General features: G+C 69.5%; 15 protein-coding genes. All 15 read right to left on the bottom strand.

Annotated features, from left to right (window positions below; genetic code table 11):
• Positions 1-5 precede the first annotated feature (5 nt).
• Entirely contained in the window at positions 6-809 is an 804-nt protein-coding gene (trpA, locus tag KV397_RS08100) for a tryptophan synthase subunit alpha (RefSeq protein WP_131491034.1), read from the bottom strand.
• Positions 806-2,074 (bottom strand): tryptophan synthase subunit beta, encoded by a 1,269-nt coding sequence (gene trpB, locus KV397_RS08095; protein ID WP_131491108.1) that lies wholly within the window; start codon positions 2,072-2,074, stop codon positions 806-808. Before trpB ends, trpA begins: the two co-directional genes overlap by 4 nt.
• On the bottom strand, positions 2,074-2,847 hold the full coding sequence (gene trpC / locus KV397_RS08090; RefSeq protein ID WP_047519553.1) for an indole-3-glycerol phosphate synthase TrpC: 774 nt from the start codon (positions 2,845-2,847) through the stop codon (positions 2,074-2,076). The genes trpB and trpC overlap by 1 nt, the downstream gene beginning before the upstream one ends.
• On the bottom strand, positions 2,847-3,077 hold the full coding sequence (locus tag KV397_RS08085) for an HGxxPAAW family protein (RefSeq protein WP_047519551.1): 231 nt from the start codon (positions 3,075-3,077) through the stop codon (positions 2,847-2,849). Before KV397_RS08085 ends, trpC begins: the two co-directional genes overlap by 1 nt.
• A 47-nt stretch (positions 3,078-3,124) precedes the next feature.
• Complete coding sequence (locus tag KV397_RS08080) at positions 3,125-3,712, bottom strand: Trp biosynthesis-associated membrane protein (protein WP_261812588.1); 588 nt, start codon at positions 3,710-3,712, stop codon at positions 3,125-3,127.
• On the bottom strand, positions 3,709-4,068 hold the full coding sequence (gene hisI / locus KV397_RS08075; RefSeq protein WP_131491036.1) for a phosphoribosyl-AMP cyclohydrolase: 360 nt from the start codon (positions 4,066-4,068) through the stop codon (positions 3,709-3,711). The genes KV397_RS08080 and hisI overlap by 4 nt, the downstream gene beginning before the upstream one ends.
• Entirely contained in the window at positions 4,065-4,826 is a 762-nt protein-coding gene (gene hisF / locus KV397_RS08070) for an imidazole glycerol phosphate synthase subunit HisF (protein ID WP_047519545.1), read from the bottom strand. Before hisF ends, hisI begins: the two co-directional genes overlap by 4 nt.
• On the bottom strand, positions 4,826-5,668 hold the full coding sequence (gene hisG / locus KV397_RS08065) for an ATP phosphoribosyltransferase (RefSeq protein WP_047519543.1): 843 nt from the start codon (positions 5,666-5,668) through the stop codon (positions 4,826-4,828). The genes hisF and hisG overlap by 1 nt, the downstream gene beginning before the upstream one ends.
• A 38-nt stretch (positions 5,669-5,706) precedes the next feature.
• Positions 5,707-5,970: a phosphoribosyl-ATP diphosphatase gene (locus KV397_RS08060; RefSeq protein WP_047519541.1), complete on the bottom strand. Its 264-nt coding sequence runs from the start codon at positions 5,968-5,970 to the stop codon at positions 5,707-5,709.
• Positions 5,967-6,647 (bottom strand): ribulose-phosphate 3-epimerase, encoded by a 681-nt coding sequence (rpe, locus tag KV397_RS08055; protein ID WP_261812587.1) that lies wholly within the window; start codon positions 6,645-6,647, stop codon positions 5,967-5,969. Before rpe ends, KV397_RS08060 begins: the two co-directional genes overlap by 4 nt.
• Positions 6,648-6,651: 4 nt before the next feature.
• Positions 6,652-8,151 carry an RsmB/NOP family class I SAM-dependent RNA methyltransferase gene (locus KV397_RS08050; protein WP_261812586.1) on the bottom strand — a complete coding sequence of 500 codons (1,500 nt, stop codon included), beginning with the start codon at positions 8,149-8,151 and terminating at the stop codon, positions 6,652-6,654.
• Positions 8,148-9,068: a methionyl-tRNA formyltransferase gene (gene fmt, locus KV397_RS08045; RefSeq protein ID WP_261812585.1), complete on the bottom strand. Its 921-nt coding sequence runs from the start codon at positions 9,066-9,068 to the stop codon at positions 8,148-8,150. Before fmt ends, KV397_RS08050 begins: the two co-directional genes overlap by 4 nt.
• An 18-nt stretch (positions 9,069-9,086) precedes the next feature.
• Positions 9,087-11,045 carry a primosomal protein N' family DNA-binding protein gene (locus KV397_RS08040; protein WP_047519535.1) on the bottom strand — a complete coding sequence of 653 codons (1,959 nt, stop codon included), beginning with the start codon at positions 11,043-11,045 and terminating at the stop codon, positions 9,087-9,089.
• 16 nt (positions 11,046-11,061) lie between these two features.
• Positions 11,062-12,255: a methionine adenosyltransferase gene (gene metK, locus KV397_RS08035; RefSeq protein WP_261812584.1), complete on the bottom strand. Its 1,194-nt coding sequence runs from the start codon at positions 12,253-12,255 to the stop codon at positions 11,062-11,064.
• Positions 12,256-12,342: 87 nt separating this feature from the next.
• Positions 12,343-12,597 carry a DNA-directed RNA polymerase subunit omega gene (gene rpoZ / locus KV397_RS08030; protein WP_017204385.1) on the bottom strand — a complete coding sequence of 85 codons (255 nt, stop codon included), beginning with the start codon at positions 12,595-12,597 and terminating at the stop codon, positions 12,343-12,345.
• Between the last annotated feature and the right edge of the window lie 27 nt (positions 12,598-12,624).

The raw sequence follows: 12,624 nt of genomic DNA, 5'->3' as shown, positions 1-12,624 counted from the left end.
CGATTCTAGTTCTCGTGATCGGGGCGCGCCGACGAGGTGCCGGCTGCCAGGTTGCGGGTGACCTCGGCGAGGGCGGGGACGCCGCCGTCACGCAGGGCACGGACGAGGGCTGTGCCGACGATGGCACCGTCGGCGTACTCCGACACCCCGGCGATCTGCTCGGCCGTGGAGATGCCGATGCCCACGCACGCGCGTCGGGCGCCGTGCGCGCGCAGGCGTCCGACGAGGGTGCGTGCGGCGCGGTCGAGTTCGGCGCGTTCGCCCGTGATACCCATCGTCGAGACGGTGTACACGAACCCGGTGGACGACTTCACGACGAGGTCGAGCCGCTCGTCGGAGGAGGTGGGCGCAGCCAGGAACACGCGGTCGAGGCCCGTCCGCTCGCTCGCGGCGATCCACTCCCCCGCGGCATCGGGCGTGATGTCGGGCGTGATGAGTCCGGCGCCGCCCGCGGCGAGCAGGTCATCCGCATACCGGTCGACGCCGTACTGCATGACCGGGTTCCAGTACGTCATGACGAGGACCGGCACATCGGTCGCAGCCGTGATGGCGCGGATCGCCGTGAAGAGGTCGGCCATCCGGAAGCCCGCAGCCAGAGCCGTGGTGGTCGCCTCCTGGATGATCGCGCCGTCCATCACCGGGTCGCTGTACGGCGGCCCCAGCTCGATGATGTCGACGCCGTTCTCGGCGAGGGCGATGGCCGCCTGGATGCTCGTCTCGAGGTCGGGGAATCCGACGGGCAGGTAGCCGACGAACGCGCTGCGGCCGGCGTCCTGGGCGCGCTGGATCGCCTGTTCGACTCGGCTCATAGCTGGGGCTCCCCCTTCGATGCGAGCTCTTCCTCGGCGCTCTCCTCCGCGACTTCGTGGGCCAGAGCGGCCTGGTCGTAGAGCTCGAAGTAGCGGGCTGCGGTGTCCATGTCCTTGTCGCCACGACCCGAGAGACACACGGCGATGAGTCCGTCGGGACCGAGCTCGCGCCCGACGCGCAGCGCACCGGCGAGGGCATGAGCCGATTCGATGGCGGGGATGATCCCCTCCGTCCGACTCAGCAGACGCAGAGCCTGCATGGCTTCGTCGTCGGTCGCCGGGATGTACTCGGCGCGGCCGATGTCCGCGAGCCAGGCGTGCTCCGGGCCGACACCGGGATAGTCGAGCCCTGCGGAGATCGAGTGCGACTCGATGGTCTGGCCGTCCTCATCCTGGAGCACGTAGGTCTTGGCGCCGTGCAGCACACCGGGCCGCCCACGCTCGATCGATGCCGCGTGCTTCTCGGTGTCGACGCCATCGCCCGCCGCCTCCACGCCGTAGAGGGCGACGCCCTCATCGTCGAGGAACGCATCGAACATGCCGATCGCATTCGACCCGCCGCCCACGCACGCGAGGACCGCATCGGGGAGCCGTCCGACCTCGTCGAGGAGTTGCGCACGCGCCTCCTCGCCGATGATCTTCTGGAAGTCGCGGACCATCGCCGGGAAGGGGTGCGGTCCTGCGGCGGTGCCGAAGATGTAGTTGGTGGTCTCGACCGACGCCACCCAGTCGCGGTAGGCATCGTTGATCGCGTCCTTGAGCGTGCGGGAACCGGACGTCACCGGAACGACCTCCGCACCGAGCAGGCGCATGCGGGCCACGTTGAGCGCTTGACGCTCGGTGTCGACCTCACCCATGTAGATCGTGCAGTCCAAGCCGAACAGCGCCGCAGCGGTGGCGGTCGCGACGCCGTGCTGTCCAGCGCCCGTCTCGGCGATCACACGGGTCTTGCCGAGCCGCTTGGTCAGCAGCGCCTGTCCGAGGACGTTGTTGATCTTGTGCGAACCCGTGTGGTTGAGGTCTTCCCGCTTGAGGAAGACGCGTGCCCCACCGGCGTGCTCGGCGAACCGCGGCACCTCGGTGATCGCGGACGGCCTCCCGGCGTACGAGCTCAGCAGGTGCGCGAGCTCAGCCCGGAAATCCGGGTCGATGATCGCCGCCTCGTACGCCACGGTCAACTCGTCGATCGCGGCGATGAGCGACTCGGGCATGTAGCGCCCGCCGAATTCGCCGAAGAAGGGACCGTGCTGGTCGCGCAGGCTCATCATGCCTCCAGGAAACGCGTGAGAGTGGCGACGGGGTCGCCGGTGACGAGAGCCTCGCCGATCAGGACGACGTCGGCGCCGGCGGAGCGGTAGTGCGCGACGTCTTCGGGGGTGAGCACTGCGGACTCCGCGATCTTCACCGCGGTGTCCGGGATCCGATCCACCAGGCGACCGAACAGGTCGCGGTCGAGTTCGAGTGTCTTCAGATCACGCGCGTTCACACCGATCAGCGGAGAACCGAGGTCGATGGCGGCTTCGAGCTCCTCGGCCGAATGCGTCTCGACGAGGGGGGTCATGCCGAGTTCGGTGATGAACCCGAAGAGGTCGCGAAGCACTTCGGCGTCGAGACCGGCGACGATGAGGAGGACGAGATCGGCGCCCGCGGCACGGGCCTCGAGGACCTGGTAGCGGGTGGCGATGAAGTCCTTGCGCAGCACCGGCAGCGAGACCCTGGCGGTGACCGCCTCGAGGTCGGCGAGGCTCCCCCCGAATCGACGTTCCTCGGTCAGCACGCTGATCGCCGAGGCGCCTCCCTCTTCGTAGAGAGATGCCTGGAGCGCCGGGTCGGGGATCTCCGCGAGAGCGCCGCGCGAGGGGCTCGCGCGCTTGACCTCGGCGATGATCTTCACACGATCGGCCGGCGCGAGGAACGCCAGCGCGTCCTTCGCGGCGGGACGCGCGAGCGCATCGCGCTCCACGGCGGCCAACGGGCGCGATGAGGCGCGACGCTCAGCGTCTGCGACAGCGCCGGCCGTCAGGTCGGCGAGGACCATTAGTGCGCCTTCGGAGCGTACTTCGGACCCTTCACGCCATAGCCGGCCTTGGCCAGCACCCAGCCCATGATCGCGCCGATGGGAACGAGAGCGATCGAGATCATCACGAGGACCGGCTGCTCGAAGCAGAACGCGACAGTGGCGGCGGCGACGCCGACCAGCATGATGACGACGGCGGTCCAGGCGGCAGGCGAATGTCCGTGGCCGGGATCGGCGATCGGGTTGGTCATGTTCTCCTCCGGGGGACGACGTGCAGTTCGGAATCAGTCTATCGGGGTCAACGAGTCGGATCGGTCCCGCGGGACAGCTCGTCCCACGAATCGACGGCATCCACAGGCCCATCGTGGGCGACGTCGACGCGATCGGTGCGGTACCGCCGTCCGCCCGTCTTCCATCCGCGCCAGGTCACGAGGACGACGACGCACGCGACCAGCAGGATCGCCCAGCCGACCAGCGCGATGTACGGCCACGCGGAAGGCACGATGCTCGAGACCGTCTCGTGGACCGCCGCGCCACCGGCCAGACCCGTCACCTCGGTCACGGTGGCGGCGACGGCGCCGAACGGCTCGGTGAGCAGGAGCTGGAGCGTCGACCAGCCGAGGAACAGTGCTGTCACGGCCGCCAGCACTCCGAAGACGAAGCGGACCGCCTTGCCGGCGATCGAGAGCGCCGCACCGAGGGCGAGAACCGCAAGGCTGAGCGGGGCGAGGAGAACGAGGGCGGACGCGCCGGGCACGAGGATCGCTTCTCCCGCATCCGCGCGCTCGACCGTGAACCAGGTCTGGGTCGAGGAGATGATGCCGATCGCGCCGGCGAGCAGGAAGCCGGACACCGAGATCGAGCGACCGCGCTTCGCGAGTGTCACGACTGCTCCTCCCCCACCACGGCGCCGAGATCGGTCGTGTCGAAACAGGTACGGGTACCCGTGTGGCAGGCCGGACCGTGCTGCGCCACGAGGAGCAGGATGGCGTCCCCGTCGCAGTCGAGCCGCGCTTCGCGCACGACCTGGATGTGACCCGAGGTGTCGCCCTTCCGCCAGTACTCCTGACGTGAACGCGACCAGTACGTGGCGCGGCCGGAGGTCAGGGTGCGTCGCAGGGCCTCCGCGTCGACCCACGCGAGCATGAGGACCTCTCGCGTGTCCCACTGCTGCACGATCACCGGGGCGAGACCGTCCGGATTGAAGTCGACCTGCGCGATGCGCTCGTCCACGGTGGTCATCTGATCACCACTCCCTCTGCGCGGAGCGCATCCTTGACGTCGCCGACCGTGAGCGCGCCGGTGTGGAACACGCTCGCCGCCAGGACCGCGTCGGCTCCCGCTTTGATGGCCGGAGCGAAGTCGGCGGCCTTCCCCGCACCGCCCGAGGCGATCACGGGCACCGACGCGACCTCACGCATCAGGCGCACCAGCTCGAGATCGAAACCGTCTCGCGTGCCGTCGGCGTCGATGGAGTTCACGAGGAGCTCCCCGGCACCTCGATCGACGGCCTCACGGGCCCAGTCGAGTGCATCGAGCGTCGTCTCCGTGCGACCGCCGTGCGTCGTGACGACGAACCCGGAGGACGTGGTGGGGGCGCGCTTCACGTCGAGGGACAGGACGAGCACCTGGGCGCCGAAGCGGTCCGCGATCTCTCCGATGAGCTCGGGGCGCGAAATCGCGGCGGAGTTCACGCCCACCTTGTCGGCACCGACCGAGAGCAGTCGGGCGACGTCTTCCACGGTGCGCACTCCCCCGCCCACGGTCAACGGCACGAAGACCTGCTCGGCGGTGCGCTGCACCACGTCGTATGTAGTCGCCCGGGCGTCGACCGTCGCGGTCACATCGAGGAAGGTGATCTCGTCAGCACCCTGTGCCGCATAGTGCCGCGCCAGCTCGACAGGATCACCCATGTCCCGCAGGTTCTCGAAGTTGACGCCCTTGACGACGCGACCGGCGGCGACATCGAGGCACGGGATGACACGACTGGCGAGAGTCATCACAGCCTCGCGTTGTGGATGGCCGTCACCAGGATCGCGCGCGCGCCGAGGGCGTAGAGCGCATCCATGACGGGGTTGACGCGCGAGCGCGCGACCATGACGCGCACGGCCACCCACTCGGGGTCGCGGAGCGGGGAGACGGTCGGCGATTCCACGCCTCCGGCGATCTTCACAGCGTCGTCGAGGAGCGCGACCGGGAGGTCGTAGTCGATCATCACGAACCGTCGTGCGACCATCACGCCACGCAGGCGGCGGAGCAGCGTCTCCGCACCGTCCGCATCGACCGGTCCGGCGATGAGCACCGCCTCCGACTCCAGGATGACGGGGCCGAACACATCGAGACCCGCCTGACGCAGTGTGGTCCCGGTCTCGACGACGTCGGCGACCGCATCGGCGACCCCGAGTCGGACCGCGGACTCGACTGCGCCGTCGAGCGGCACCAGGTCGACCGCGATGTCGCGCTCGTCGAGGAACGCATCCACCAGGCCCGGGTAGGAGGTGGCGACGCGCAGCCCGTCGAGCTCCGACACGTCGGTGTAACGCCCCGTCGGTGCAGCGAAGCGGAACGTGGAGCCGGCGAACCCGAGCGCCTCGATCTCGCGCGCGCCGGGCATCCGCGCGTCGAGCAGGAGGTCGCGTCCGGTGATGCCGACGTCGATGGCGCCGGAGCCCACGTAGGTCGCGATGTCCTTGGGACGGAGGAAGAAGAACTCGACGTCGTTTTCGGCGTCGACGACATGGAGGGTCTTGGGATCACGACGCCCGGCGTAGCCCGCTTCGGCGAGCATCTCGGCGGCGGTCTCGGAGAGGGAGCCCTTGTTGGGAACAGCGATGCGCAGCATGGATGGCTTTCAGTTCGAGGAGGTCGGAACGGAGCGCATCACAGATGTCGGTAGACGTCCTGCAGGCTGAGCCCCTTCGCGAGCATCATCACCTGGACGTGGTACAGCAGCTGGGAGATCTCCTCGGCGGCAGCGTCGTCGGACTCGTACTCCGACGCCATCCACACCTCGGCGGCTTCTTCCACGATCTTCTTGCCGATCGTGTGCACGCCGCCGTCGAGCTCGGCGACCGTGCCCGATCCTTCAGGGCGGGTCTCTGCCTTGACGCTGAGCTCGGCGAACAGCTCGTCGAAAGTCTTCACGCTTCCAGGCTAGCGGCTCGGGCGAGGTCTCTCAGCCGGGTGACGGCCGCCTCGACGTCATCAGCCCCGTACACGGCCGATCCGGCGACGAAGGTGTCGGCGCCGGCCGCCGCGGCGATCTCGATCGTGCGATCGGAGATGCCCCCGTCGACCTGGAGCCAGACCCGGGATCCCCGCCGACGCGCCTCTGCCGCCAGCGCCTCGAGCTTGGGCATCGTCTCCGGCATGAAGCTCTGCCCGCCGAAGCCCGGTTCGACCGTCATCACGAGGATCTGGTCGAACTCATCGAGGATCTCGAACAACGAGTCGACGGGCGTGGCCGGCTTCACCGCGATACCCGCACGGGATCCGATGTCACGCAGTCGGCGAGCGAGCGCCACGGGGTCGGACGCGGCCTCCAGATGGAACGTGACACTCGCGGCGCCGATCTCGGCGTACTCCGGTGCCCACCGCTCCGGCTCCGTGATCATCAGATGAACATCGAGCGGGATGGGGCTGGTCGCCTGGATCCGCTCGACCATCTGCGGGCCGAACGTCAGGTTCGGCACGAAGTGGTTGTCCATCACGTCGACATGGGCGAAGTCCGCGGTGGCGATCCGGGCGAGATCCGCCTGCATGTTCACGAAGTCGGCGGCGAGGATGCTCGGGTTGATGCGCGGGGCGCGGGGCAGATCCACGGTCCTAGTCTTCCTTCCCGGATGAGGTGTTCTCGGTCGATGGGCGCTGCAGGAGCGCGAGGAACATGGCGTCGGTGCCGTGTCGGTGCGGCCAGAGCTGGGCGCTGCCGGAGCCGGAACGGCCCTCGACCGCGAGATCGATCGGCGACATCGAGACATCCGCGATCGCCGCACGGGCATCGAGCTCCACGATGTCCGTGCGCGCCCGCAGCACCTCCTGCACGACGCCGGTGGTCTCCGCGAGATGCGGCGAGCACGTCACATAAGCGACGACGCCACCGGGAGCGAGCGCATCGACCGCAGCGGACAGCAGCTCGACCTGCAGCGGGACGAGTTCGGCGACATCCGCCGGCGATTTCCGCCAGCGTGCCTCGGGGCGGCGACGAAGCGCGCCGAGACCCGTGCAGGGCGCATCGACGAGGATCCGGTCGAACTCCCCCGGTCGGGATGCCGCGAGAGCCCGCCCATCCTGCTCGTGGACGACGATGTCACCCGGTACGGCCCGGAGAGCCTTGCGGACGAGTCGCGCGCGGACGGGGACGACCTCGTTCGCCTCCAGCGTGGCGTCATGCTCGAGCGCGATCGCGGCGAGGAGCGCGGTCTTCCCTCCCGGACCCGCGCAGAGGTCGAGCCAGCGCTCCCCCGAGGCGATGGGCGCAGCGCCCGCCAGCGCGAGGGCCACGAGCTGGGAGCCTTCGTCCTGCACGCGCACAGTACCGCCGGAGGCTTCGACCGAGCGCCGGGGGTCGCCCCCAGGAGACGCGAAAGCGGTCGGCGCGTAGGGAAGACGAGGCTCGGCAGGCTCGGCCAGCCCCGGCAACGCGACGAGGGTCACCTCGGGCGAGATGTTGTCGGACTCCAGAAGCGCCTCGAGCTCGTCGCCGCGCCCTTCGGCTGCGAGGGCCCGACGGAGCGCCCTGATGACCCAGACCGGATGCGCGGTGCGCAGTGCCAGCCGCTCGTCATCGGAGCGCGCCTGCTCCTCGATGCGCGCCTGCCAGCCCTCTCCCGAGTCGCGGGTGATGCGACGGAGGACGGCGTTCGCGAAGCTCGACGCCCCACGCCCTGATGTCGTCGCCACGAGGTTCACCGACTCGTTCACAGCCGCGTGCGAAGCGACGCGGGTGGCGAGCAGTTGATGCACCGCGAGCCGCAGTGCGTCGAGCACCGCAGGGTCGATGCCGTCCGTCGGGCGGTCGGCTGCCGATGCGATGATCGCGTCATACGTGCCGAGCCTTCGCAACGTTCCGTACGTGAGCTCGGTCGCGAGCGCCGCGTCCTGCGGCGTGAGCCCCGCGTCGGCGATCGCGGGCGGGAGCACGAGGTTCGCATAGGCATCGGTCTCGGACACCGCGCGCAGCACGTCGTACGCGACCCGACGGGCGGGTTGAACAGCGCGCACAGGACCGCGCCGCACCGATCCCCGTCCCTCGCGGGAGGACTGCCCGGACGGACGTCGTCCCTGCGGTCTCGGGGTGCGACGCTCCCGTCCTTCGCCGCTCATGATCCTGCCTGCAGCTCATCGCCACCGCGCTGCCCGCGCCACCAGTCGACCGCGTTCATCGCTCCCTTGCCGGCCGGCTGCACGCGAGTCACCGCCAGCGCCCCCGAGCCCGTCCCGATGAGGAGGGCCTTCTTCGTGCCGCGAAAACGTCCGGGAGCGAGGGGCTCCGCATCGGCAGCGGGCACCGCTTCGAGCACCTTGAGCGCCTGACCGCCGACCGTCGTGTGCGCGCCGGGCTCGGGAGTCGCACCTCGAAAACGTGCGAACACCGTGTCGAGCGGCGCGTTCCAATCGAGGAGGCCGTCGGCGTGTGACAGCTTGGCGGCGAAAGTCGGCTCCCCCACCTGCGGTCGCGCGTCGGCTGTGCCGTCAGCGATCGCGTCGACCACCTGGGCCGTCAGGTCGGCACCGTCGTGGGCGAGAGTCTCGAGCGCCTCGCCCGCGGTCGCGGTCTCCGCGACCCCGATCTCCCGCGTCGCATAGACGTCGCCCGCATCCAGCTCGGCGACCAGCTGGAAGACACTCGCGCCGAGAACGTCGTCTCCCGCGATGAGCGCTCGTTGCACCGGGGCGGCTCCGCGCCATGCCGGAAGGAGAGAGAAGTGCAGGTTGATCCATCCGCTCGTCGGCATGGACAGGAGCGGCTCGCGGACCAGGCCCCCGTAGGCCACGATCACGCCGAGTTCCACCTCCAGGGCCGCGATCTCCGCGGTCGCGGCGTCGTCGAGCCGAGCGGCCTTGATCACGGGAAGTCCGAGTTCGAGGGCCGCCTGCGCGACCGGAGACGGCGTGAGCACACGCCGACGCCCGAGTGCGGCATCGGGCCGCGTCACGACCGCGGCGATGTCGTGCGAGGTCGCGAGACGACGCAGGGTGGGCACGGCAGCAGCGGGTGTGCCGGCGAAGACGAGGCGCATGAAGGTTCTCCGGAAGGGTCAGAGCTCTGGATCGAGGATATCGAGACGGACCGAGAGTGTGCTCTTCGTCGACCGCCCCTTGCGTCGGCGGCCGCTCACTGCTTCGGCGACCACTGCCGCGCGCAGGGCCGTGGCGACACGGCTGCCGGCGCTGTAGTCGAAACGCACGAGGGCACGTACGCGGGGAGGCACCTCGTCGGACTCGACGGGAACAGGTCCTAGGACGGCATCGCTGGGGAGGGCGAGTTCCTTGAGCGCGGCGAGAGCGTCACCGACGGCAGAAGCCGACCCCTGCACGAGTGCCACGCGCGTCGTGGGCGGCATGTGCAGGGGCGCCCGACTCTCCAGCTCGGCGCGCGCATGGGCCGCGTGGTTCCAGGTCGCGAGCGCCTTGGCCGCTGCGCCGTTCACTCCGACCAGGTGGACGGGCGCTCCGGGCGCGGCGAGGGCCGCGGCGTTCGACCACCAGCGCAGACACGATTCCGCGACACGCAGGTCGGGGGCCTGGAGCATGCGCGGCCCGTCCAGCAGGACGACCGCTCGGTAGCCGCCGTCGGCGATCGGCTCCGCTCCACGGGTCGCGACCACGAGTGCGGGTCTGTCCGTGACGCGTTCGACCGGATGCGCACTGTCGGCGACGATCACGCGGACACCCGGAAAGGCGCGTCCGAGCTCATCGGCGGTGCGTTCGCTCCCGGACGACGCGAGGCGCAGCTTCGTCGAGGAGCACGACGGGCACGTCCACGCGCTCGCACCCCGCCCACACCAGCCGCACACCGGCACGGCCCCACGATGCCGCGCACCGAGTGGTCCCCCGCAGTGCGGGCAGCGTGCGGGTGCTCTGCAGTCGGCGCACACCAAGGATGGGGAGAATCCCGGGCGCGAAACCTGGACGAGGACGGGTCCTTCGGCCGCGGCGTTGCGCGCAGCGAGGAACGCCGATGACGGCATGCGTTGAGCCGTCGGCTGCTCCATCTCCTGTGCCGTGCTGAGGACGACCCGCGGAAGCACGCGACGCGTGGCCCGGACATCCTGCAGCCAACCGAGTACGACGAGGCGCTCGACGTCGGTCGTACGCGAGTGCCCCGCGAACAGCAGTGCGGAGCCCTCGAGCTCTTGTCGGAGGAGCGCCGCGTCACGGGAATTGACGTACGGCGACAGCGGTTCTCCGAGCAATGGGTCGCCATCGTCCCAGATCGCCACCAGCCCGGCGGCCACAGGCGAGTAGACCGCGGAGCGATTGCCGACGACGATGCAGGGAGCGTCCTCGAGTGTGCGCAGAAAGGCCCGATAGCGGTCGGGGTTGGTCTGCCGGGAGTCGTGACGCACCACCGTGCCAGCGGGCACGAGCGGCTCGAGCGCGGCGAGCAGACGATCGAGATCGCGATGGTCCGGAACGACGATGATCGAGGACCGACCCGACGACAATGTCCGCGCTGCAGCCGAGGCCAGGAGTTTCGCCCACCCCTGCACGCCGTCGAGGAGCTGCGGGATCGCTTCGACCGCGGCGCGTCCTCCGGTATCGAGGACGGCGCCGAGGCCGTCGTATGCCGCGATGGCTTCCTCCGCGATCTCGCGAGCGGCGGCATCAGGCTGCATTTCGGGCGAGTCTGCCGTCCAGGCCTTCTCGACCCGCACCTGACGCTTGGGGATCACGAGGCGCAGCACGTCCGAGGCCGACCCGGCAGCACGATCGGCGACTCGACGTGCCAGCGTGTAGAGGCGCTCGGGAAGGACGGGCACGGCCGAGACAACGCTCTCGACCTCGGACAGCGGGCGGTCGGCGTCGTCTTCGGTGTCGATCTCGACGATGTATCCGTCGATCACCCGCCCCGCGGTGCGCAACGGCACGCGGACCCGGACGCCGAGCGGTACGTCGCCGAGCTCTGCGGGAAGCGCGTAGTCGAAGAGCCGGTCGAGTTGAGGCAGCGGCGAATCGAGGAGCACGCGCGCGATGCGCCGGCTCTCCGGAGGCATCAGGGCCGTGGTCCCATCAGAGCCCGGCAGCGCGGCGAAGCTCTTCGGCGCGGTCGGTGCGCTCCCAGGTGAAGTCGGCGAGCTCTCGACCGAAGTGACCGTACGCCGCGGTCTGGGCGTAGATCGGCCGCAGAAGGTCGAGCTGCTCGATGATCGCCTGCGGGCGCAGATCGAACACGTCGGTGATGGCCCGGGTGATCACCTCGTCCGAGACCTTTCCGGTGCCGAAGGTCTCGACGTACAGGCCGACCGGACGCGCGACGCCGATCGCGTAGGCCACCTGCACTTCGAGACGGTCGGCGAGTCCTGCCGCCACCGCGTTCTTGGCCACCCAACGCGTGGCGTAGGCACCGGAGCGGTCGACCTTCGACGGGTCTTTCCCGCTGAACGCTCCACCGCCGTGTCGCGCTGCCCCGCCGTAGGTGTCGATGATGATCTTGCGTCCGGTGAGTCCGGCGTCGCCCTTCGGGCCTCCCGTGACGAACGGGCCCGCGGGGTTGATGTAGAGCGTGACGTCGTCGAGGTCGAGGCCCGTCGTGGCGAGGACCGGGTCGATGACGTGCCGGCGCACCTGATCCTGCAGCTCGTCCTGGGAGATCTCCGGGTGGTGCTGCGTGGAGACGACGACCGCGTCGACGGTCTTCGGCGTGAAGCCGTCGTAGCCCAGCGTGACCTGAGTCTTGCCGTCGGGGCGCAGGAACGGCAGCACTCCGCTGCGACGGACCTCGGTGAGACGTTCCGCCAGGCGGTGTGCGGTCCAGGCAGCCATCGGCATCAGCTGGGGCGTCTCGTTCGTCGCGAAGCCGAACATGATGCCCTGGTCGCCGGCGCCGAGCCCGTCGAGCGGATCGACGGACGCCCCGTCGCGGTGCTCCTGCGCGCTGTCGACGCCGTGGGCGATGTCGGTGGACTGCTCCCCCACCGAGACGCTCACACCGCAGGACGCGCCGTCGAAGCCGGTCTCGCTGGAGGTGTAGCCGATACCGTTCACGACCTGGCGGACGATCGTCGGGATATCGACGTAGGCCTCGGTGCGGATCTCACCGGCGACGTGGACGAGGCCGGTCGTGACGAGCGTCTCGACGGCCACGCGAGAACCGCGGTCCTTCGCGATCAGACCATCGAGGATGCTGTCCGAGATCTGGTCGCAGATCTTGTCCGGATGCCCTTCGGTGACGGACTCGGACGTGAACAGACGCAGCGCGCTCATCGATTCTCCAGAACGGGACGGACAGAAGGGGGTGTGGCACCCATTCTGGACTGCGCCTCCGACAGACGGGAGGCGCAGTCTCGAATATCACTCCGCGTGACGCAGGCGGAGCTTGTCCTCGTTGATCTCGTGCAGCGCGATGGTGAGCGGCTTGTCCTCGACGGAGGAATCGACCAGCGGGCCCACGTTGTCGAAGAGGTTGCCCTCGTGCAGGTCCGAGTAGTAGTCGTTGATCTGGCGCGCGCGCTTTGCGGCGTAGATCACGAGCTCGTACTTGGAGTCGACGCGGTCGAGCAGGTTGTCGATGGGGGGATCGATGATGCCGTTGTTGTGTCCGGCCATGGTGAGACCTCCTGATCAGGCGACGGG

Origin of the sequence: Microbacterium aurugineum (assembly GCF_023101205.1) — a bacterium.
Lineage (GTDB): Bacteria > Actinomycetota > Actinomycetes > Actinomycetales > Microbacteriaceae > Microbacterium > Microbacterium aurugineum.
This window is presented reverse-complemented; position numbering and strand designations above follow the sequence as displayed.

Bases quoted from the DNA above. Each gene is read 5' to 3' on its own strand.
- trpA (WP_131491034.1), bottom strand. From the start codon at position 809: ATGAGCCGAGTCGAACAGGCGATCCAGCGCGCCCAGGACGCCGGCCGC.
- trpB (WP_131491108.1), bottom strand. From the start codon at position 2,074: ATGAGCCTGCGCGACCAGCACGGTCCCTTCTTCGGCGAATTCGGCGGG.
- trpC (WP_047519553.1), bottom strand. From the start codon at position 2,847: ATGGTCCTCGCCGACCTGACGGCCGGCGCTGTCGCAGACGCTGAGCGT.
- KV397_RS08085 (WP_047519551.1), bottom strand. From the start codon at position 3,077: ATGACCAACCCGATCGCCGATCCCGGCCACGGACATTCGCCTGCCGCC.
- hisI (WP_131491036.1), bottom strand. From the start codon at position 4,068: ATGACCACCGTGGACGAGCGCATCGCGCAGGTCGACTTCAATCCGGAC.
- hisF (WP_047519545.1), bottom strand. From the start codon at position 4,826: ATGACTCTCGCCAGTCGTGTCATCCCGTGCCTCGATGTCGCCGCCGGT.
- hisG (WP_047519543.1), bottom strand. From the start codon at position 5,668: ATGCTGCGCATCGCTGTTCCCAACAAGGGCTCCCTCTCCGAGACCGCC.
- KV397_RS08050 (WP_261812586.1), bottom strand. From the start codon at position 8,151: ATGAGCGGCGAAGGACGGGAGCGTCGCACCCCGAGACCGCAGGGACGA.
- fmt (WP_261812585.1), bottom strand. From the start codon at position 9,068: ATGCGCCTCGTCTTCGCCGGCACACCCGCTGCTGCCGTGCCCACCCTG.
- KV397_RS08040 (WP_047519535.1), bottom strand. From the start codon at position 11,045: ATGCCTCCGGAGAGCCGGCGCATCGCGCGCGTGCTCCTCGATTCGCCG.
- metK (WP_261812584.1), bottom strand. From the start codon at position 12,255: ATGAGCGCGCTGCGTCTGTTCACGTCCGAGTCCGTCACCGAAGGGCAT.
- rpoZ (WP_017204385.1), bottom strand. From the start codon at position 12,597: ATGGCCGGACACAACAACGGCATCATCGATCCCCCCATCGACAACCTG.